The 22722-nt window shown below is 39.6% G+C and carries 20 protein-coding genes and 1 tRNA gene; 17 read left to right on the top strand and 4 right to left on the bottom strand.

What is annotated here, in order from left to right:
* Positions 1–34: 34 nt before the first annotated feature.
* From WKT03_RS03730 to WKT03_RS03700, 7 genes are all read left to right on the top strand, one after another.
* Entirely contained in the window at positions 35–1165 is a 1131-nt protein-coding gene (locus WKT03_RS03730) for a sodium ion-translocating decarboxylase subunit beta (protein WP_008400766.1), read from the top strand.
* A gap of 39 nt (positions 1166–1204) precedes the next feature.
* Positions 1205–2611, top strand: coding sequence for an oxaloacetate decarboxylase subunit alpha (locus WKT03_RS03725; RefSeq protein ID WP_008400767.1), 1407 nt, complete (start codon positions 1205–1207; stop codon positions 2609–2611).
* A gap of 170 nt (positions 2612–2781) precedes the next feature.
* Positions 2782–4164, top strand: coding sequence for a TrkH family potassium uptake protein (locus WKT03_RS03720; RefSeq protein ID WP_021943811.1), 1383 nt, complete (start codon positions 2782–2784; stop codon positions 4162–4164).
* A 10-nt stretch (positions 4165–4174) separates the two neighbouring features.
* Positions 4175–4822, top strand: coding sequence for a potassium channel family protein (locus WKT03_RS03715; RefSeq protein WP_021943812.1), 648 nt, complete (start codon positions 4175–4177; stop codon positions 4820–4822).
* Positions 4819–6066, top strand: a complete 1248-nt coding sequence (locus tag WKT03_RS03710) for a BaiN/RdsA family NAD(P)/FAD-dependent oxidoreductase (protein WP_021943813.1) — start codon at positions 4819–4821, stop codon at positions 6064–6066. Before WKT03_RS03715 ends, WKT03_RS03710 begins: the two co-directional genes overlap by 4 nt.
* 29 nt (positions 6067–6095) lie before the next feature.
* Complete coding sequence (gene cmk / locus WKT03_RS03705; RefSeq protein ID WP_021943814.1) at positions 6096–6749, top strand: (d)CMP kinase; 654 nt, start codon at positions 6096–6098, stop codon at positions 6747–6749.
* Positions 6750–6769: 20 nt separating this feature from the next.
* Positions 6770–8722: a bifunctional 4-hydroxy-3-methylbut-2-enyl diphosphate reductase/30S ribosomal protein S1 gene (locus WKT03_RS03700; protein ID WP_117784879.1), complete on the top strand. Its 1953-nt coding sequence runs from the start codon at positions 6770–6772 to the stop codon at positions 8720–8722.
* A 149-nt stretch (positions 8723–8871) separates the two neighbouring features.
* On the opposite strand, the gene WKT03_RS03695 is transcribed toward WKT03_RS03700, so the two are convergent.
* Entirely contained in the window at positions 8872–9936 is a 1065-nt protein-coding gene (locus WKT03_RS03695; protein WP_117784878.1) for a ribonuclease H-like domain-containing protein, read from the bottom strand.
* Between the two features lie 133 nt (positions 9937–10069).
* On the opposite strand from WKT03_RS03695, the gene ruvA reads away from it, so the two are divergent.
* The 8 genes from ruvA (at position 10070) to WKT03_RS03655 (ending at position 18984) form a co-directional block, all read left to right on the top strand.
* On the top strand, positions 10070–10672 hold the full coding sequence (gene ruvA / locus WKT03_RS03690) for a Holliday junction branch migration protein RuvA (protein ID WP_117784877.1): 603 nt from the start codon (positions 10070–10072) through the stop codon (positions 10670–10672).
* A 21-nt stretch (positions 10673–10693) separates the two neighbouring features.
* Positions 10694–11692, top strand: a complete 999-nt coding sequence (ruvB, locus tag WKT03_RS03685) for a Holliday junction branch migration DNA helicase RuvB (RefSeq protein ID WP_021943818.1) — start codon at positions 10694–10696, stop codon at positions 11690–11692.
* 107 nt (positions 11693–11799) lie between these two features.
* Positions 11800–12201, top strand: a complete 402-nt coding sequence (locus WKT03_RS03680; protein ID WP_008400777.1) for a cell division protein ZapA — start codon at positions 11800–11802, stop codon at positions 12199–12201.
* Positions 12191–14566, top strand: coding sequence for a U32 family peptidase (locus WKT03_RS03675; RefSeq protein ID WP_021943819.1), 2376 nt, complete (start codon positions 12191–12193; stop codon positions 14564–14566). Before WKT03_RS03680 ends, WKT03_RS03675 begins: the two co-directional genes overlap by 11 nt.
* On the top strand, positions 14566–15951 hold the full coding sequence (locus WKT03_RS03670; RefSeq protein WP_340390922.1) for an FtsW/RodA/SpoVE family cell cycle protein: 1386 nt from the start codon (positions 14566–14568) through the stop codon (positions 15949–15951). The genes WKT03_RS03675 and WKT03_RS03670 overlap by 1 nt, the downstream gene beginning before the upstream one ends.
* Positions 15893–17374 carry a peptidoglycan D,D-transpeptidase FtsI family protein gene (locus WKT03_RS03665; protein ID WP_340390921.1) on the top strand — a complete coding sequence of 494 codons (1482 nt, stop codon included), beginning with the start codon at positions 15893–15895 and terminating at the stop codon, positions 17372–17374. Before WKT03_RS03670 ends, WKT03_RS03665 begins: the two co-directional genes overlap by 59 nt.
* 143 nt (positions 17375–17517) lie before the next feature.
* Positions 17518–17970 carry an NUDIX hydrolase gene (locus tag WKT03_RS03660; RefSeq protein WP_008400781.1) on the top strand — a complete coding sequence of 151 codons (453 nt, stop codon included), beginning with the start codon at positions 17518–17520 and terminating at the stop codon, positions 17968–17970.
* A gap of 120 nt (positions 17971–18090) precedes the next feature.
* Positions 18091–18984 carry a class B sortase gene (locus WKT03_RS03655; RefSeq protein WP_021943822.1) on the top strand — a complete coding sequence of 298 codons (894 nt, stop codon included), beginning with the start codon at positions 18091–18093 and terminating at the stop codon, positions 18982–18984.
* Positions 18985–19118: 134 nt separating this feature from the next.
* Here the strand turns inward: WKT03_RS03655 and WKT03_RS03650 are convergent.
* Positions 19119–19202, bottom strand: a tRNA-Leu gene (locus WKT03_RS03650).
* 76 nt (positions 19203–19278) lie between these two features.
* Here WKT03_RS03650 and WKT03_RS03645 point away from each other — a divergent pair.
* On the top strand, positions 19279–19500 hold the full coding sequence (locus tag WKT03_RS03645) for a hypothetical protein (protein WP_021943823.1): 222 nt from the start codon (positions 19279–19281) through the stop codon (positions 19498–19500).
* 7 nt (positions 19501–19507) lie between these two features.
* On the opposite strand, the gene sigE is transcribed toward WKT03_RS03645, so the two are convergent.
* A complete protein-coding gene (gene sigE / locus WKT03_RS03640) occupies positions 19508–20206 on the bottom strand; it encodes an RNA polymerase sporulation sigma factor SigE (protein ID WP_226801017.1) in 699 nt (232 codons plus the stop codon).
* A gap of 7 nt (positions 20207–20213) precedes the next feature.
* Positions 20214–20690 carry a sigma-E processing peptidase SpoIIGA gene (locus WKT03_RS03635; protein WP_262529325.1) on the bottom strand — a complete coding sequence of 159 codons (477 nt, stop codon included), beginning with the start codon at positions 20688–20690 and terminating at the stop codon, positions 20214–20216.
* 318 nt (positions 20691–21008) lie between these two features.
* Between WKT03_RS03635 and WKT03_RS03630 the strand changes: the two genes are divergently transcribed.
* Positions 21009–22706, top strand: a complete 1698-nt coding sequence (locus tag WKT03_RS03630) for a S8 family peptidase (RefSeq protein ID WP_117784874.1) — start codon at positions 21009–21011, stop codon at positions 22704–22706.
* The last annotated feature ends 16 nt before the right edge of the window (positions 22707–22722 follow it).

The following is a 22722-nucleotide window of genomic DNA, read 5'->3' as shown; positions in this document are numbered from 1 at the left end:
GTACTTGTATAAATCTGATAGGAGGAACGACTAAATGAGTAGTATAGTTGACGTATTGTCAAATTTAGCAAATCAGACAGGTTTTGCAAGTCTTGACTGGAAAAATTACGTTATGATCCTTGTAGCGTTCGTTTTCATGTTCCTTGCAATTAAGTTTGGTTTTGAGCCACTTCTTCTGGTACCAATCTCATTTGGTATGTTACTTGTTAACATGTTTCCAGATATAATGGCAGAAGGCGGATTATTACATTACTTCTACATGTTGGATGAATGGAGTATTCTTCCTTCACTGATCTTCATGGGTGTAGGTGCCATGACAGATTTTGGCCCGTTGATCGCAAACCCTGCAAGCTTTCTTCTTGGAGCTGCAGCACAGTTCGGTATCTACGGCGCATATTTCCTTGCTTTCCTGATGGGATTCAATGGTAAGGAAGCAGCAGCTATTTCTATTATCGGTGGTGCAGATGGTCCTACATCTATCTTCCTTGCCGGTAAACTTGGAATGGGTGGTACATTACTTGGACCAATCGCAGTAGCAGCATATTCTTATATGTCACTGGTTCCGATCATCCAGCCACCTATTATGAAAGCACTTACAACAAAGAAAGAGCGCCTGGTCAGAATGCCACAGCTTCGTCCTGTAACCAAGCTGGAAAAGATTCTTTTCCCAATTATCGTTACAGTCGTAGTTGTTCTGATCCTTCCTACAACAGCACCACTGGTTGGTATGCTGATGTTAGGTAATCTGTTCCGTGAGTGTGGTGTTGTAAAACAGCTTACAGAGACAGCATCCAATGCTATGATGTATATCGTAGTTATCTTACTTGGTACATCTGTTGGTGCAAGTACAAGTGCAGAAGCTTTCTTAAAGATCAGTACTTTAAAGATCGTATTACTTGGTCTGATCGCATTTGCATTCGGTACAGCAGCCGGTGTATTATTTGGTAAGTTAATGTGTCTGGTAACAAAGGGTAAGGTTAATCCGCTGATCGGTTCAGCCGGTGTATCTGCCGTACCTATGGCAGCCAGAGTTTCTCAGAAGGTAGGTTCCCAGTATGATCCTACGAACTTCCTTCTGATGAATGCAATGGGACCAAATGTTGCAGGTGTTATCGGTACAGCAGTTGCAGCAGGAACATTCCTTGCAATCTTTAATGTACAGTAATGATCATAATCATATGAGAATATATTCAGGAGGTTCGAAATGGCAGAAAAGAAACCGGTTAAGATTACCGAAACTGTATTACGTGATGCGCATCAGTCACTGATCGCTACCCGTATGACAACAGAACAGATGCTTCCAATCATCGATAAGATGGATAAGGTTGGATATCATTCTGTTGAGTGCTGGGGTGGTGCTACATTCGATGCATGTCTCAGATTCCTTAAGGAAGATCCATGGGAGAGACTTAGAAAATTAAGAGATGGTTTTAAGAATACAAAGCTTCAGATGTTATTCAGAGGCCAGAACATTCTTGGTTACCGTCATTATGCAGATGATGTAGTTGAATATTTTGTTCAGAAGTCAATCGCAAATGGTATTGATATTATCAGAATTTTCGACTGCTTAAATGATATCAGAAACCTTGAAACTGCTGTTAAGGCATGTAACAAGGAAAAAGGTCATGCACAGGTTGCACTTTCCTATACATTAGGTGATGCTTATACACTTGATTACTGGAAAGATATGGCTAAGAGAATTGAGGATATGGGTGCAGATTCTATCTGTATCAAGGATATGGCAGGCCTTCTTGTTCCATATAAGGCAACCGAGCTTGTTCAGGCATTAAAGGAAGGTTCTTCCCTTCCAATCCAGCTTCATACACACTATACATCAGGTGTTGCTTCCATGACATACATGAAGGCTGTTGAAGCAGGATGTGATATCATTGATACAGCAATTTCACCATTAGCACTTGGTACAAGCCAGCCTGCAACAGAAGTTATGGCTAAGACATTTGAAGGCACACCATATGATCCTGGATTTGATCAGAACCTTCTTGCTGAGATCGCTGATTACTTCAGACCATTAAGAGAAGAGTGGATTAAGTCCGGTCTTCTGAATCCAAAGGTTCTTGGTGTTAATGTTAAGACATTATTATATCAGGTACCAGGTGGTATGTTATCAAACCTTGTATCACAGTTAAAGGAAATGAACGCAGAAGACAAGTTTGAACAGGTTCTGGAAGAAGTTCCTAGAGTTCGTAAAGACTTCGGTGAACCACCTCTTGTTACACCATCCAGTCAGATCGTTGGTACTCAGGCTGTATTAAATGTTGTTACAGGCGAGAGATACAAGATGTGTACAAAGGAAGCAAAGGCACTTGTTGCTGGTGAGTATGGTCAGTCTGTAAAGCCGGTTGATCCAGAAGTTAGAAAGAAAGTAATCGGTGATCAGGAGCCTATCACATGTCGTCCTGCTGATCTTCTTGAAAATGAGCTTGGTAAGATCGAGAAAGAAATGATCCAGTATAAGGAACAGGATGAAGATGTATTAACATATGCATTGTTCCCACAGGTTGCTGTTGATTTCTTCAAGTTAAGAGAAGCAAAGAAGACAAAGGTTGATGCAACACTTGTAAACAAAGAGGATAAGGCATATCCGGTATAAGATTATAAAGTGTTATGTCGTTTGAAAAATGACATATGCAGGTATACTATGGGAAGAGCAGACTGGTGGTATCCGGTCTGTATCTTCCCATGTTTATATCATGAATTTTGTTATCTGTCAGATATAGCAGAGGCAGGGAATTGTTTTGAGTAGAGGTCTAGGAAAATATCATGAATAAGAAGAAATATGTGAACCGGAATTATCTTACAACAACGAGAATTATAGCACTGGGCTTTCTGATTACAGTTATTGTAGGAACGATATTATTATCATTGCCGATTGCATCTGCAAACGGAACATGGACAGATCTTCTGACGGCTGCTTTTACATCGACGACATCCGTATGTGTGACAGGTCTGGTAGTCGTTGATACATTTTCCTATTGGAGTTTGTTTGGTAAAGGTGTGATATTAATTTTGATCCAGATCGGCGGACTCGGAATCGTTTCGATCATCACACTGTTTATGTTGTTATTAAGAATGAAGATAACCTTGAAAAGTACAATGCTGTTGCAGGATGCATTTAACCTGAACAGCAAGCAGGGACTTTTGAAGTTTACGATAAAAGTAATAAAAGGAACATTTCTGATCGAAGGGATCGGAGCACTTATTTACAGTTTTTATTATTGCAGAGAATACGGATTTTTAAAGGGAATCTGGTTTTCGGTATTTCATGCTGTTTCAGCATTTTGTAATGCCGGTATCGACATTATGGGTGCGGACAGTCTGATTTCATATCATTCCAATCTTTTGATGATGCTGAATACGTCGTTTCTGATCATTATGGGCGGAATCGGATTTATTGTATGGTGGGATACGGTTGAAGCGTTTCGAAGAATCCGTACAAAGAGATGCAGTATCCGGTCGGCATGGAATGGCGTTCATTTGCAGACGAAGATCGCGATTTTTATGACATTGTTGTTATTGATCGGCGGTACAATTGTTATCTATTTCCTTGAACGTTCCAATCCGGACACTCTTGGTAATTTATCCGAAAAAGACCGGATATTAAATGCTTTTTTTCAGTCGGTAACATTTCGTACGGCGGGATTTGCTGCAGTATCTCAGGTGGCACTTCGACCGGTGACAGCTTTCTTTGGAGTGCTTCTTATGATGATTGGCGGTTCTCCGGTTGGAACGGCAGGAGGAATGAAGACCGTAACCATCGCAGTTATTTTCTATACCTTTGCTGCCATGATCAGAAACCATGAGGATACAGAGGTTTTCAAGAGAAGCATTCCGGTATCCGTTGTAAAAAAAGCAGTTGCAATTGTATTCTTAAGTATGAGTACAATATTTATTATGACGATATTATTGCTGGCTACAAATGATGTGAATCTGCTGGATGCTCTGTATGAAGTGGCAAGTGCCGTCTGCACAGTTGGCTTATCCAGAAATCTGACTCCTGTTTTGAACACGGCAGGAAAGATCATTATTATAATCTGTATGTATATTGGACGAGTTGGACCGATATCTATGGTGGTAGCATTTAATACACAAAACGGAAAACATCGGCTTCTTCATTATCCGGAAGAAGATGTGATCGTTGGATAAGGAGGAAAGTATGAAAAAATCATTTGCGGTAGTAGGGCTTGGACGATTTGGAACGAATGTTGCCCTTACTTTGATGGAGTCCGGTGCGCAGGTTCTGGCAATCGACAGTGATCCTGAATGTGTGAAGCGGATCTCATCACGGGTTACATGTGCAGTGACGGTTAATGTATGTGAGACAGAGAGCCTGAAAGAAGCAGGACTTGAGAATATGGATGGTGTTGTAGTTGCAATGGGTGATAATCTGGAAGCCAGTGCAATGACGATTATAACAGCAAAAGAACTGGGCGTTCCATATATTCTTGCTAAATCGAATAACGATGAAGCAGCAAAGATCCTGTCCAAGATCGGAGCGGATAAAGTTATCTATCCGGAAAAGGATGCCGGAATCAATGTTGCAAGAAAGCTCTTATGCAGCAATTTTCTGGAATTCTTTGAGATTTCGGATAACGTCAATGTAGCAGAGATTTCGGTTCGACCGGAATGGGTCGGCAAGACATTAAAAGAACTTGATTTCAGAAGAAGTTATAATATGAATATCATTCTGGTAAAGGAAGACGGACGTTCGATTGAACATATCACACCGGAGCTACAGTTAAAAGAAAGCTACAGACTGTTAGTGACTATATCGAATGAAGGTTTAAAGAGGATGATGCAATGAAAAAAATAATAGTAGTCGGTGGTGGTGCGGCCGGCATGATGGCTGCGATCACAGCTGCGGAAAATGGCTGCGAGGTTGTATTATTTGAAAAGAATGATCGCCTTGGAAAGAAGTTATTCATTACAGGTAAGGGGAGATGCAACCTGACAAATGCAGGGGATGCAGACCGCTTTTTTCAGTCGGTGACAACAAACAGTAAATTCATGTACAGTCCGTTTTATACCTTTGATAATCAGATGACGATTGATTTCTTTGAGAAACTTGGACTAAAGACAAAGGTAGAACGCGGAGATCGTGTATTTCCGGTCAGCGATCATTCATCTGACGTGATCGGAGTATTAAAAACGAAATTAAACCGAAATCAGGAGATTACAGTAGAACTACAGACGGAAGTTCAGAAGCTTATTATAGAAGATCAGGTAGTAAAAGGCGTACAGATCAAGACGGCACATGGAAAGAAAGATGTGTATGGAGATGCAGTCGTCATAACAACCGGCGGGATATCGTATCCGCTTACCGGATCAACCGGAGATGGTTACCGGTTTGCAGAGAGCGCCGGTCATGCGATCAAAGTGCCTTTACCATCACTTGTTCCATTTGAATTAAAGAATGAATTTTGCAAAGAACTTATGGGACTATCATTAAAAAATGTAGAGCTTGTGATAAAATGTGGTAAGAAGTGTCTGTTTGAAGAACAGGGAGAACTTTTGTTTACACATTTTGGCATCAGCGGCCCTCTGGTAATAAAGGCATCTGCATATCTTCATAAATATCTGGATAAAGATTTAAGTATGTATATCGATCTGAAGCCTGCAATGACGGAAGAAATGCTGGATGATCGTATCCTTCGGGATTTTAGTAAATATACAAATAAAGATTTTCATAATTCGCTTGGTGATCTGCTTCCTGTCAAACTGATTGATGTAGTTATAAAACGTTCAGAAATCGATCCATATAAGAAGGTGAATTCGATCACAAAGGAAGAACGGAAGAATTTAGTAACCGTACTCAAACATTTTACACTTTCGTTTCAGGGGCTTCGCGGCTTTGATGAGGCAATCATTACAAAAGGCGGTGTCAATGTAAAAGAGGTTGATCCTTCAACGATGCAATCGAAGCTTGCAGATCACCTGTATTTTGCAGGGGAGGTTCTGGATGTAGATGCACTGACGGGCGGATTTAATCTGCAGATCGCATGGTCGACCGGATATCTGGCAGGACTTGCATGCTCAGAAGAAAGTTAATAAAGTAAATAGATAAAAGGAGAGAAAAAATGAATATAGCAATTGATGGACCTGCAGGAGCAGGAAAAAGTACAATAGCAAAATTGGTAGCAGGAAAACTTGGATATATTTATGTAGATACCGGAGCAATGTATCGTGCAGTTGCACTTGCATTATTGAATGCAAAGATCGATGTAACGGATGTAGATGCAGTTGCTAATGAGATAACAGGGATTGAGATCACAATCTGTTATGAAGATCATGCACAGCAGGTATATCTGAATGGTGAGAATGTAACCGGAAGCCTCAGAAAAGAAGAAGTGGGTAACATGGCATCCAAATCATCTGCTATCCCATGTGTAAGAGAAAAACTGTTAGATCTTCAGAGAAAGCTTGCAAGAGAAAATGATGTTGTTATGGATGGTAGGGATATCGGTACAAACATTCTTCCAAATGCAGAAGTAAAGATCTATCTGACCGCTTCTTCTGCAGTTCGTGCAAAGAGAAGATACGATGAACTGATAGCAAAGGGGGAAACACCGGATATTGATAAGATCGAAGCTGATATTATTACAAGGGACAAACAGGATATGGAACGTCCAATCGCGCCGTTAAAGCAGGCAGATGATGCTGTATATCTTGACAGCTCAGATCTTGGTATCGATGAGGTTGTAGCTAAGATCATCAGCATCGCAGAAAAATAAAACCGGAGTATGGACAAAATATGGAAATTATATTAGCAAAGTCGGCCGGATTCTGTTTTGGGGTACAACGTGCCGTTGATACAGCGTATAAAGAAGCCGGGAAACAGCATGTATATACCTATGGCCCGATCATTCATAATGAAGAAGTAATCGAGGATCTGAGAAAAAAGGGAGTATTGGTGATCGAAGATCTTGCAGAGCTTGATCAGCAGGAAGAAGAAACGGTTATTATCCGGTCACATGGAGTATCAAAAGATGTTATGGAACAGTTAGAAGCCAGACATGTCAATGTGGTAGATGCAACCTGTCCGTTTGTGAAAAAAATCCATACGATCGTACAGGATGAGAGCCAAAAAGGGAACCGCATAATCATTGTTGGAAATAAAGATCATCCGGAAGTTGAGGGTATAATTGGCTGGTGTGAGACGAAATCATATACAGTACAAAGCGTTTCAGAAGCGGAAAATTTGGTGAAAAATATAGAAAATGAGCCGGATTTTGAGCATATTAACTTCAGTTTAGTATCACAAACCACCTTTAATAAGAATAAATTTAAAGATATTGTTGATATTATTCGAAAAAAATTGTATAATGTGGTTGTTCATGAGACAATCTGTAATGCAACGGCAGTTCGACAGACGGAAGCAAGAGATATTGCAAAGACTGTAGATGCTATGATCATTATAGGTGGTCGAAACAGTTCTAATACTCAGAAGCTATATGATATTAGTAAACAAGAATGTGAGAATACTTACTATATACAGACACTCGTTGATTTGGATTTGACTACTTTTGAATCCGTTAGTAGGGTAGGTATTACTGCGGGGGCATCTACCCCAAATTATATTATTAAGGAGGTTCATAGTAGCATGGCAGAGTTAAGTTTTGAACAGATGTTAGAAAATGATGAAAGCAAGGCGTCAATCAGACAGGGAGAGATTATCGACGGTACAATTATCGGTGTTAAGCCGGATGAGATTGTAGTTGATATTAAGTATAAGTCAGACGGTATCATTACCAGAAATGAATATACAAACACTCCAAACGTCGATTTAACAGAGTTGGTAAAAGTTGGGGATCCAATCACTGTTAAGGTTATCAAGACAAATGATGGTGAAGGACAGGTAGCTCTTTCATACAAGAGAGTTGCAGCAGAGAAAGTAAACGAGAAGTTAGAAGAAGCATTTAACAATGGTGACATTCTTACAGGTAAGGTTGTTCAGGTTGTAAATGGCGGCTTAAATGTTCTTTACGAAGAGACAAGAATCTTCATTCCAGCAAGTCTTGTATCTGACTTATATGAAAAGAACCTTGATAAGTACTTAGACCAGGATATTGAATTCCAGCTTACAGAGTTCAATCCTAAGAAGAGAAGAATCATTGGTAACAGAAAGAAACTGATTGTTGAGAGAAAAGCTGCAGCTGCAAAAGAATTATTCGAAAAGATTGAAGTTGGCATGACAGTAGAAGGTACAGTAAAGAATGTAACAGATTTCGGTGCATTCATTGACCTCGGTGGTGCTGATGGACTTCTTCATATTTCAGAGATGTCATGGGGCAGAGTAGAAAGCCCTAAGAAGATGTTCAAGGTTGGTGATACTGTTAAGGCATTCATCAAGGACATCAATGGTGACAAGATCGCATTAAGCTTAAAGTTTGATGAGACAAACCCATGGTTAAATGCAGAAGAGAAATATGCTGTTGGAACAGTTGTAACAGGTAAAGTTGCACGTATGACTGACTTTGGTGCATTCGTTGAATTAGAGCCAGGCGTTGATGCATTACTGCATGTTTCACAGATTTCATACGATCACGTTGCAAAGCCAGAAGATGTATATAAGATTGGTGATGAGATTGAAGCTAAGGTTGTTGACTTCAAGCCGGAAGAGAAGAAGATCAGCCTGAGCGTAAAGGCATTACTTCCAGTTCCGGAAGAGACAGAAGAAGTTGTTGAAGCTCCAGTAGAAGAATAATCAAAGATTGTTTTTTATAAAATGTAAAATACCCACTGATGAATATTCATCAGTGGGTATTTATTGTTTTATGTATGTTCCAGTTTGATCTGTACCCCTGCTCTTATTCCGCAATCTTGAAACTTTCGCTTTTGCAACATGTTCCAGAACTATTTGATCTGCTTTAAGATATTGAGAAGATATTCTTTTAACTGTATCCTGTCATTGATGAAAGTATCGTTCAGTTCAATATATCCATCTTTGTCAGTATGTTCATATTTGAATATGTGTGACTGCTTGAACTTGTTCTGGCGGATAAACGAACTTGTTTTTGTAGTGTATGCCGTTTCTGGGCGGGCTTTTTCTTTATAAGCACTTTCGACATAACAGGCAACATCCTTGTGGATAGCAGTCTGTTCTAATGGCAGATAGAAATAATTTTTATAGTCCTTATAAAAATATTTCAGTGTATCATGGATAACTGGAATATCGATCGTCACGACTTCATCTATGCCTGATATATGTATATCATTACAGTTGGTATCAAATGGAATCGCAAGCCTTCCTGTCTGTATATAGATCGTAAACTGTGTATCGGTACAGGTAGTTTTCGATATAGAAAAATTGCCTTCAAAGAAGGAAGTAAGTGTAAGGGAACCGGACACATAGAAAAGTCCATAGATGTCATCCTTATTATGAGATAAAAGCATATCCTGTAATTGTGTATCTTTTGTACCTAAATAGTCCTGGTAGGTATCGATCAGAAGACCGCCGGAGTGAAATTCATCCCGTTCCATTCCCATAACAGATTCCAGAGCAGACTGTTTCATTGAATCCATCTGAAGCAGCTTTTTATATTTCCTTATTTTCCGATAGACATCGATACTGGTAATTGAATCGAAGGATATCTCCTGACGGAACTGTCGGTATTTTTCCTTTATATATGGCAGATCGAAGGTGTCGCCATTGTATGTAACGAGATATTTGTAATCAGCCAATATATCCTTAAATGCAGCGAGCATCTTTGGCTCGGAACAACCGTCATCATTGAATAATAAGGTAATACGAAACTGTTCGTCGTTTAGAATCGTTCCATATCCGATCAGATAAAGATCTGACCGGGCAGCGCTTAATCCGGTTGTTTCAATATCAAAGAAGAGATATTGATCCGGCGTTTCTTTCATCCAGTTCAGATTAACTGAAGAAAGTGGCATCGTATAGTCGTATTGAATCATAGTATGTAACCTCAAATGTAAAAAAATCGAATAATCTCATGATATGCCCCTGCGATCAAAAAATCAATCAGATATTTCCATAATGAGAAAACTGTGTTATACTTGGCATAGTAAAATTTGGAGACATATTATTATGATAGCATACATTTCAGGAGCACTTGTCAGTGCAGGAGAGAATTATATAGTGATCGATAACCACGGTATGGGATATCGGATCTTCGTATCTGGTAAGTTTCTTGAGCATATTCCAGCATATGGAACGCAGATCAAAATATACACACACATGTATATAAGAGAAGATGAATTGACATTGTATGGGTTTCATTCAGAAGAGGAATTATCTGTATTCCGTATCTTGATCGGAATCAGCGGGGTAGGTCCGAAAGTCGCTATGGCAATCCTTACAGCTCTTACGATCCAGGAGCTTCAGCTCGCGGTGATTTCAGAGGATACGAAGACGATATCAAAAGCAAATGGTGTCGGCGCCAAGGGTGCATCAAGGATCATATTGGAATTAAAAGATAAGTTAAAGATGGAAGATATGATGGATGCAGCCTATGAGCAGTCGATCGTACAGGATACACAAGATTTAAATGCAGCAAGAGATGCGATTCTTGCACTTGTAAATCTGGGCTATTCGAATTCCGAAGCAGCACTTGCCGTAAAAAAGATTGGGGATACCAGTCAGATGGATATAGAATCGATATTAAAGGCAGCATTGAAGAAATTAATATAAAAACAGATACAGGTGGACACAGTGGGTAGAATTATTTCAACAGAAGCAGATATAGAAGAATTAAATAGTGAATATAGTTTGAGACCAAAGTATCTGGATGAATATATTGGACAGAATAAAGTAAAAGAGAATCTGAAGATTTTTATTGAGGCGGCAAAGAGGAGAAATGAACCGTTAGATCATTTACTCTTATATGGTCCGCCTGGCCTTGGTAAAACGACATTAGCATCCATAGTTGCAAATGAGATGGGGGTTAATATCAAGATCACATCAGGACCGGCAATCGAGAAGCCGGGCGAACTGGCAGCTATTTTAAATAATCTGTCAGAGAATGATATATTATTTATTGATGAGATTCACAGATTAAACAGTCAGGTAGAGGAAGTCTTATATCCTGCAATGGAAGATTTTGCGATTGATGTCGTGATCGGAAAAGGAGCAGGAGCAAGGTCAATCCGTCTGGATCTTCCGAAATTCACATTGATCGGAGCAACGACAAGAGCCGGTATGCTGACAGCACCGCTTCGTGACCGATTTGGCATGGTTGATCGGCTGGAATTCTATTCACCGGAGGAATTGAAGCAGATCGTAATACGGTCCGGGGATGTATTGGGTGTAGAGACCGATGATGCGGGCGCACTTGAAATTGCAAAACGATCCAGAGGAACACCGAGACTTGCCAATCGTCTGTTAAAGAGATGCCGGGATTTTGCACAGGTATGCCACAATGGCTGTATCGATTATGAGGTTGCAAAGACAGCACTGGATAAGCTTGAGGTTGACTCCATGGGACTTGATAATACAGACCGGAACATATTAATGACAATGATAGAGAAGTTTGGTGGAGGTCCGGTGGGACTGGATACTCTGGCTGCTGCCATTGGGGAAGATTCCGGCACGATTGAAGATGTATATGAGCCATATCTGATCAAAAATGGTTTTATCAACCGGACACCGAGAGGACGGGTTGTAACAGAACGGTGTTATAAGCATTTCGGACTGGATGCATTTATCGAATAGGTTATTTTGGCCCATACAATAAATGAATTACGGGAAAATAATACCTGTATGGTACAGGTAAAAAATATATATGAAAGAAATAAAATGAAATATAAAGGAGGAGAGTCATGTCACAAAAAAATGATATCCCGGTGGTTATTAACAATAAAGTGTATACATTGAGCGGATTTGAAAGTGAAGAATATCTCCAGAATGTAGCTTCTTATATCAATGGTAAGATCCAGGAATGTCAGTCTTCCGAAAGTTACCGCCGTTTTAATGCAGAATATCAGAGTGTATTACTTGCACTTAATATCGCAGATGATTACTTCAAAGCGAAGCTTCAGGTAAATCAGATGCTGACGGAGGATGACGATAAGGACAAACAGATTTATGACCTCAGACATGAAGTGATCGAGACACAGATCAAATATGAATCTGCACAGAAAATGATTGATGAATATAAAGAAAAAGTCAATGCTCTGCAGAGAGAAATAATAAAGTTGGAAGCAGAAAATAATGTTAAATAGACCTGAGATTTTAGCTCCGGCAGGCTCTATGGATGCGCTGAAAGCTGCGGTAAGTGCAGGCGCTGATGCATGCTATGCCGGAGGCGATATGTTCAGCGCCCGTGCATTTGCCGGAAACTTTGATACAACAGAATTACTGGAAGCAATTGATTACTGCCATATTCATAATGTGAAGTTATATATGGCAGTTAATACTTTGCTCAAAAATAGTGAAATGAAGAAACTGATTCCTTACCTTGAGCCTTTTTACAGGGAAGGTGTAGATGGGATTATTGTACAGGATGTCGGTGTTATAAGAAGTCTTTCACAGGCATATCCGGATCTGCCATTACATGGAAGTACACAGATGAGTGTATGCAGTACCTATGGGGCAGAATTTCTTAAAAATCTTGGGTTGACAAGATTTGTTCCTGCCAGGGAATTATCCTTAAAAGAAATAAAATCAATTAAAGAAGCAGTTGATATTGAGATTGAAACATTTGTGCATGGTGCGATGTGCTTCTGCTATTCAGGAAAATGTCTGATGAGCAGCTTTGCAGGCGGAAGAAGCGGCAATCGTGGACGCTGTGCGCAACCATGCAGAAAGGCATATAACAGCAGAAAGTTTAATCATGAATATGCCCTCAGCATGAAGGATATGTGTACACTTGCGGATTTACCACAGTTAATCGAGGCTGGGATTGATTCCTTTAAGATCGAAGGAAGAATGAAGAAGCCGGAGTATGTAGCTGCGGCAGTTCATGCATATTCTGAGATTACAGATGAATACATAAACGGTCATGTGAATGAGAAACGGATCAAATATCATACAGACCGGCTGATGGATATCTATAACCGCGGTGGTTTTTCTTCCGGCTATTATTATATGAAGAACGGTAAGGAAATGCTTGCAAACAAGCGTCCGAATCATACCGGTACATTGATTGGTAAAGTGGAAGCTGTGGAAGCACCCCATGTATACATCCGTCTGGAACGTGGAATTCAGGCAAAGGATGTTCTGGAGATCCGTACCGGAACAGAACAGAATATTGAACTGACTTCGAATATAACCGCACAGGCCGGACAGAAGATCCGACTGAATGCGAATAATCTTCGGCAGATCCGAAAAGATATGCAGGTCTATCGGACAAGAAATAATGCGCTTATTGATGATATTAACGTAAGGTTTATACAGAAGGAAAAACAGACGGATATCTATGGAAAGGTGACTGCAAAGATTGGAAAGCCGATCATGCTGGAGTTGTTTTCAGATGTGGATGATATCTCGGTAAAGGTAAGCGGAGAATGCGTGTCACAGGCTGCAAAACGTCCGGTTGAGGTGACGCAGATCATAGATAAGCTGTCAAAGACCGGTGGAACAGGATTTAACTTCTATCTGGAAGCGGAGTGCGATGAGAATATATTTATTTCTCTTGGAAGTCTGAATGTATTAAGACGGGAAGCCGTCTGCCAGTTGGAACAGGCATTGATCGGACGATATAAACGGACGATACCGGATGATAAGAAGTTGCTGGCGGAGGAAACTATTTATGATCAGAAACAGACAGATACCAGAGATGCTATGGAATGCGGTTGCTATGTATCTGTAAAAACAATAGAACAATTTCGAATTGTTAATAATTATAAATTGGTACAACATGTTATAATTGATCATAATATCGTGCATGAAGCAGAAATCGGAAAAATGAGAGAAGATAAAAAGATCTATGTTTCCTTTCCGGATATCCTGCGTGAGAATAAGAAACAAGGAATAAAAGATCTGTATTTTCTGTCTGGAATGTTTGAGGGTATCTATATTAAGAATATAGATGAGATTGGTTTTCTGAAGAAGCAGGGATATAAGGGAATGGTATTGCTTGATCCATTCTTATATGCATATAATGATGAAGCTGTTTTATTCTATAAGGAGCTGTTTCCACAGGTAATGCTGATCGGTTCTGTGGAACTGACACATCAGGAATGGAGCGGTCTCTGTGAAACAGATATTGAAAGATTATATGGATATCAGCCGGTTATGATCACAGCCCAGTGCTTTGTCAATAACTATCTGGACGGATGTGGTTATAATAAACGAGAACGTTTCTCGTTCCGGGATGAAAAGGGCAATCGCTTTTATAGTGTGAATAACTGCCGGGATTGTTATTCTGTTATATATAATGGGGTTCCGACAAACAATATCAAACAGTTGACAAATAACAGAAATACTGATATAACCAATGAATATTTGATTGATTTTACCATCGAAAACGAAGATCAGACGAAGAATGTGATGGAGCTTCTCATGAAGTTCCATGCCGGAGATATGGATGAAGAATTCGATGAGATGGATTATACAAGAGGACATTATATAAAGGGTATTGAATAATGGCAACTATTATTACAGAGATATCAAAATACTTAATCATATTTTTTATGGTTCTGTATACAATTAAATGTTTTACGGTGCTGAAACCGGTGCGGGAAGATAAAAAGAATCATGCATTAAATGTGCAGATCGTCTATGTGTTTATTATACATTTTTTATGTTATCTGACACTTTTTTTAAAATATAAAACGATCAGTATCGTGATCTTTTATCTGCTGCAGATGATCGTTTCTATTGTATATATGGTATCGTATCATGGAATATACAAGAAATCTTCCAGATTGATCACAAATAATATGTCATTTTTGCTGTTGATCGGATATGTCATGCTGACCAGACTGGATTTTGATCTGGCAAAAAAACAGTTTGCATTTGCAACGATCACACTGGTGATCACGGCATTTATTCCGCTTGTGATCATGAAATGCAAAAATCTGAAAAACTGGGATATTTTCTATGCAATCCTTGGAATCGGTTTTCTAATTACAGTCTTTGTTCCATTTCTTGGAGTATCCAAATACGGCTCTACAAACTGGATCCAGATTGGATCGATTTCCCTGCAGCCGATGGAATTTGTAAAGATTATATTTGTATTCTTTCTGGCAAGCGCTTTAAACAAAGCAAAGGGATTTAAAGATTACATTAAAGTTACACTTGTTTCCGGTATCTTTATGCTGATCCTGGTAGCAGAAAAGGATCTGGGTGGTGCAGCAATCTTTATGATGATCTTTATCATGATGATCTATCTGGCAACACAGAAGACAATGATCCTGATCGGTGGTCTGGGTGGTGCAGCAGTCATTGCAACGGTTGGATATTCGCTGTTAAAAGACAAATTCAGTCATGTAACAACCCGAATCAACGCGTGGTTAGATCCATTTTCCTATATTAATGACGCCGGATATCAGATTTGCCAGTCACTATTTGCGATCGGATCGGGCGGGATGGAAGGAAGAGGTCTGGGTAAAGGGCTTCCAACAGCAGTTCCGGTAGCGTCCAGTGATTTTATCTTTTCTGCGATCTGTGAGGAACTGGGTGTTGTGTTTGCGCTGTGTCTGATCCTGATGTATATCAGTTGTTTTATATATTTTATAAATATATCCATGAAGATTCGTAACTCATTTTATAAGAATGTTGCATTTGGATTCACGATCTGTTTTATATTCCAGACATTTTTGAATATTGGCGGTGTAACAAAGTTTATCCCGTCTACCGGTGTGACACTTCCGCTTGTCAGTTATGGTGTAAGTTCAGTTGTGAGCACATTATTCCTGTTTGGAATCATTCAGGGAATCTGTGTACTTGAAAATAATGGAGTTGGTGGTAATGAAGAGCAAACGGTCTACAAACAAAGCAATCATGAAGAAGTATTCTCAGGGGAGTAGAGAAGCACAGGAAAAACAGAAAAATGACAAAAAGAATGTTCCTGTTCTTGTGATCACATATTTTGTTATATTTATTTTTATCGGCATGATGGTGCATCTTGTTAAATATGTTGTTGTCGATGCAGATTCAGATATTGCAAATTCATACAACAAAAGACAGAATCTGTATGCAGAAACAGTAATAAAAGGTCAGATCATTTCAGATGACGGAGTTGTTCTGGCGGAGACAAAAACGGATGATGATGGAAACGAAAACAGAGTTTACCCATACAGCAATATGTTTGCACATGCAGTTGGTTATGATAGCAATGGACAGGCAGGTCTGGAAATGGTTTCCAATTATTATCTGCTGACATCTAACCAGAATATTTTATATCGTATTTATCATGCATTATCTGATAAGAAGGATATGGGAAATAATGTTATAACAACACTGGATTATGATCTGCAGAGTACAGCATATAATGCACTTGGTGATAATGATGGTGCGGTCGTAGCGATCGAGCCATCAACTGGAAAGATCAAAGCAATGGTTTCAAAGCCGGATTTTGATCCGAACCAGATCTCCTCTGTTATAGAAGAAACAGCAAATTCGGACAGCTCCTGTCTACTAAACCGTGCAACCCAGGGAATGTATCCGCCGGGATCGACATTTAAGATCCTTACAACACTGGAATATATAAGAGAAAATCCCAACTATAAGTCATATTCCTATGAATGTGAGGGGGATGGCATATTTAACAGTGTATCCATTCACTGCTATAATCATAAGGTGCACGGAACCGTTAGCCTGGAGGATTCTCTGGCGTATTCCTGTAATACATCCTTTTCCAATATCGGAACGAAACTTGATATGGATGCATTAAATAAATTATGCGGAGACTTTCTGTATAATAAAGAATTGCCGTATGATGGCTACTATAAGAAATCCAGTTATACCATGACATCAAAAACAGATAAGTCCCTGATTCCACAGACAGTAATCGGACAGGGAGAGACACTGATCACGCCGCTTCATAATGCGATGGTCATGTGTGCAATCGCAAATGGTGGGGTTCTTATGAAGCCATATATGATGGATCGTATTGAGAACTGTGACGGAAGCGTTGTAAAAAAATTCTCCAAGGATTCTTATGGCAGGATTATATCCTCAGCAGAAGCACAGACATTGACAGAGCTTATGATGTCGGTAACGGAATATGGTACAGCGTCCGATTATTTTTCAGGAGCTGAGTATACAGTAGCAGGTAAGACGGGAACTGCAGAGTTTAATGAGAACAAGGATTCCCACTCCTGGTTTATAGGTTTCTCCAATGTCAATAATCCGGATCTGGTGGTCTGCGTTCTGATAGAAAATGCAAGCAATACCGGAGCATCTGCAACATCAATCGCCAGAAAGATATTTGATGCATATTATAATTAATCAGCTTGAAATAATGCAGTAATACTGATATACTTATAACCAATTAAGGACTGGCAGGGTAAGCCGGTTCAGAGTTTTATTCGTAGTCGAATGTGAGTAGAACTTGAAGCATTTACAACACCGAAAAGACAGGAGGAACTGCTGTGATCGAAGCAACAAGCTGTGGAGGTGTGGTAATCTTCAGAGGAAAAGTATTATTACTGTACAAAAACTACAAAAACAAATATGAAGGATGGGTTCTCCCGAAGGGTACAGTTGAGAAAGGTGAAGAGCATAATCAGACTGCACTTAGAGAAGTAAAAGAGGAGACAGGTGTTAGCGCATCTATTATTAAGTATGTAGGAAAAAGCAATTATACATTTAATACTGCTTTTGATGTGGTAAACAAGGATGTACACTGGTATTTGATGATGGCGGACAGCTATTACAGCAAACCGCAGCGTGAAGAATATTTTGTGGATTCCGGTTACTACAAGTATCATGAAGCCTACCACCTTCTGAAGTTTCCGAACGAAAAGGATATTCTGGAACAGGCATATGCAGAGTATGTAGAATTGAAACGGAATAATCTTTGGGGAAGCAGAAAGTATTTTTAAGGTTCAAAATCTGACTGTTTATTATGAATGGTCAGATTTTTTGCTTTCAGGATAATGAATGACAAGCGTACGGAAATAACACAAAAATGAAAAAGTGATCAAGAAAGGATGCTGGTTCGGATGAACGGATTAACAGACAGGAAAGAAACAGATAACAGAGAAATGGCAACGCAAAACAATGACCATGAGAATTCATCACAGAGTGGAAGAAAAAAGAATGGAATATTGTTAAATCTTATACTTGCAGTATGTGTACTTGTTTTTCTTGGCTGTGGCTGCTATCTAGGTGTTTATTTTTTTACCAGCAGACAGGCAGAGTCAGCGTTTGCAGAGATCAAACTGGAAGTGGAGCAGGACAATTGTACGGAAGAAACCGGAAAACCGGTTTATACAACAGTACAGGAAAAAAAGGTTTATAAAAAGTACGCATCTGTATATGAGGAGAATACAGACTTTGTTGGATGGCTGTATATATATGGAACAAGAATCGATTATCCGGTCATGTATACGCCAGAGAATGAAGAATATTATATCCATCGGAATTTTCAGGGGGGTTACAGTGCTGCTGGTACGTTATTTGCAGCAGCAAACTGTTCTCCGACAGGGAAGGTATCTGACAATGTCATTATATACGGACATAATATGAAAGCAGGGACGATGTTTCATGATCTGTTAAAATATGAAGATGAAGATTTCTATAAAGAACATCAGACGATCATATTTGATACTTTAGATGGACCGGGTACATATATAGTGATCGCAGCCTTTTATACAAAAGCCTATCCGGAAGGGGATACAGAGCATTATAATATATATGACTTTGCAGATGCGGGATCAAAGGAGAAATTTGATGATTATGTCAGCCGGGTAAAAGCAAATACACCATATACGATCGAAGAAACGGCATCCTATGGGGACAAGCTGCTGACCTTATCCACCTGTGCGTATCATACAGAAGATGGACGGTTTGTTGTGGTTGCAAAGAAGATCGGCAACAACAGCCGGCTGCAGTAAAAGAGTCTGTATTTGGGTGTGCATCAAGTGGGCAAATATTGGGCAAAAAAGTTGAAATGCCTGCATTTTGAGTAATAAAAAAAGCCACAAAATGGCTTAAAACTTAGATTTTTTATTAAGCAAAATACAAAGAGTGCCGGCAGCGGGACTTGAACCCGCACGATGTTGCCACCAACAGATTTTGAGTCTGCCTCGTCTGCCAATTCCGACATGCCGGCGTCTGTGAACCTTTGTAATAGTAACACATGGCTACAACAGTGTCAATGATTATTTCCTGAAATGAGGTGCGAAACAATGATGAAACGTAGTGTTAAACAACAACTGAATGCAAAGCTGAATGAGATGAATATGAATCTTGCAAACAATTATAAGGATCTCGCACATGATGCCTTAAAGGAGCTGGATCAGATGGTGGAAGATCTGAAACAATCCGGAGATCTAAAGGAAAAGGATTACCAGAAAATGCGCCAGATGGTTGACGGATATAAGGTAAAACTTTCCGATTATCATCATTAAAGGCTGATCAGCTCATTTTAATTATTTCTTTTTTTAGTTTCTTTATGATCTTTTTTTCAAGACGAGAGATATAAGACTGGCTGATTCCTAACAGGTCAGCCACTTCTTTCTGGGTGCGTTCTACACCGTTAATCGTGTTGATCCCGTACCGCAATTCAATAATGGTACGTTCCCGTTCTGTCAGGTGAGAGACTGCTGCCGTTAACAGGGAATGATCCATTTCTGTTTCCATATTCTTGTAAACCGTATCTTCCTCGGTTCCAAGAATGTCAGATAATAATAATTCATTTCCATCCCAGTCAACATTCAATGGTTCATCAATCGAAATCTCCATGCGGAGTTTGCTGTTCCTGCGGAGATACATAAGGATTTCATTTTCGATGCATCTAGATGCATAGGTTGCCAGCTTGATGTTTTTGTCGCATTTAAAGGTATTGATTGCTTTGATCAGTCCAATCGTACCGATTGAGATCAAATCTTCTACGCCAATTCCGGTGTTGTCAAATTTCTTTGCAATATAAACAACCAGACGAAGATTCCGTTCAATCAGTATTTTTTTAATCTCCTGATCGTCGCCGTTCCCAAGTCCGGCTACCATGGCACTTTCTTCATATGGTTCTAATGGGGCAGGAAGAATATCACACCCGCCTATGTAATGGACATCTCTGGAGGATGAAGGAAATAAGGTCATAATATTGGATACCATTGAAAATTTAAAATCTCGATTTGCGAATGTGTTTATCATAGTTTCTTACCTTTCTCATATATACTGAATTTAATAAAATACATTTCTTCATATGACTGATCTGTAATGTATGTCTGCTGATCCCGATCAGTGGCCGGTTGCAGATTATATGATTATTAATAAAGAAAAAGTCACAGTCAAATGCCAGCATCAGATCCGATTCCGAACTGATCGTTCGGTAGGGGATCAGGTGGATGCCCTCCGGCATATAGATGGAGGACTTTCGATCAAATGGCTGGATCCCATTTGTATAATCGTATACAAGCGCATGAAGCTGCAGGGGCAACAGGTCATACATGATTTCCGGTGAGGCGATGACCACATGTTTGCCGGTTGAAATATCTTTCAGCGTATTGCCGGTATCCAGATAGCCGGTTGCCTGTACAACATTCTGTTTTCTGCCAATAAACAAATTGGAAAAATAATTCATATGTTTTTCTTTCAATTGATTTGCAAATGCAATTATATATAGATGCGGTGAAATAATACGTCGGATTAAGGAATTTGAAACCAAGGAATACCGACGTAATATGACAAATGTGGATAAACAGGGGATAAAATCCCTGTTTTTTAGACTGAAAATCCTATTTTTGTGTATAAATCTGTTGATAATGTGGAAAAGTTCCAACTTTACTTACATTTTTCGATATTTTCAAACAATTAACAACATTTGATGAAATCATAAGAATATTCTAAATATCAATAAAAAATCATATGATTAAGAGATAAAAATAATACATAAAAAGCGGGATGGTAAGGGAAAATGGAGAATAATATTGATACGCAATTGGAACTTGCACTGGAGACCATGCAGTCATATGAGGACAGCGAATCGGAGCTGTATGTTGGATACAATGCAAAAGATCGGAGCTGGCAGCTTCTGATCCGTTATAATGATGATATTACAGATTTGGTAGATCGATATCTGACACGGATCTATTATCTGCTGGCTGGATATGCAATTATAGAAATAAAGGAAGTGTATATCAATGCATTTGCAGCAGATCCCAGAATCCTGTATGTGGATAAATCAAAGAGTGTAGATCAGCAGGTATCCTATGCGCAGTATGCCTCCTGCCTGTCCGGAACCTTCATTAATAACTACGGACTGGATGGAAGCGGAACCCTTCTTGCAGTTATAGATTCTGGTATTGATTACCGGCATAATGAATTTATCCGTGACGGAAAAAGCAGGATTCTGGAATTATGGGATCAGCAGGCAGAATATCAGAAGAAATATGTGAATCCATACGAACTTGGACGCATTTATACAAATGAAGAACTGAATGCAATACTAGATGGAAACTACACAGAAAGTCTTCCGTCAGAGGATCGCTCCGGTCATGGTACGCAGGTGACTGCCATAGCAGCAGGAACCAATATCGGTGTAGCTCCACAGACGGAGCTTCTGATCATTAAAGTAGGAAGTGATACGGCATCCAGACTTCCGACTACACTGGGAATGATCCTTGGAATTGATTATGCACTGCGAAAGGGAATAGAACGTAATCAACCGATATCTGTAAATCTTAGTTATGGTAATAATTATGGTTCTCATAAGGGTGATTCGTTGATGGAAAATTATATCAATGACGTTTCAAGGCTTGCGGTGTGTTCCATATCCACCGGAACCGGAAATGATGCGATTAACCGGAGACATCAGCGGGTAATCCTTGGAAATACTTCCTACCGTATGATCGATCTGTTGGTCAGTGATTATGTGACATCCTTTAATCTGCAATTATGGAAAAATTATAACGACCGGTTTGATGTTATGATCATTACACCAAATGGTGATATCGTTCTGACTTTGAGTGAATCGCAGAATATTGGAACCGGAACTTATCGGAATACATTTGTCAAAGGAATCTATGGAACGCCGAATCCATATAACCGGAATCAGGAGATATTTATCTCATTTCAGGGGCGGGATAATTATATTGATAAAGGACAATGGAAGGTTTTGATCCATCCGAAGCAGATCGTCAGTGGGGTAGTGGATGCTTATCTGCCAATCCGTGCAAGTTTGACCGGAAATGTTGAGTTCTTAAATCCAACAGAATTTGGAACATTAACGATTCCTTCTACGGCGGAAGGACTGATCACAGTAGCGGCCTATGATCAGAATGTCGATGATTTTGCATATTTTTCCGGACGGGGTTATACAGCAAATGATCAGATTAAACCGGATCTTGCTGCACCCGGTGTGGATATTTATACTGCATATCCGGGAAATGATTATTCCTTTGCGTCGGGAACATCTATGGCGGTACCATTTGTATCCGGTTCTGCATGTCTGCTGATGCAGTGGGGAATTGTGAATGAAAATGACCCATTTCTATATGGAGAAAAACTGAAAGCTTCGTTGATCCGGGGAGCGAAAAGGATAAAATCAGCGAGAACGTATCCAAATATCTATGTCGGTTGGGGAACTTTATGTGTAGAAAATTCTATCCGATAGAAAAAAAAGCCAGTCA

Source organism: Coprococcus sp. HCN-4056 (genome assembly GCF_037892645.1).
Taxonomy (GTDB): Bacteria; Bacillota; Clostridia; order Lachnospirales; family Lachnospiraceae; genus Coprococcus; species Coprococcus ammoniilyticus.
The sequence above is the reverse complement of the archived record's forward strand: the minus strand, read 5'-3'. Positions and strand labels throughout refer to the sequence as shown.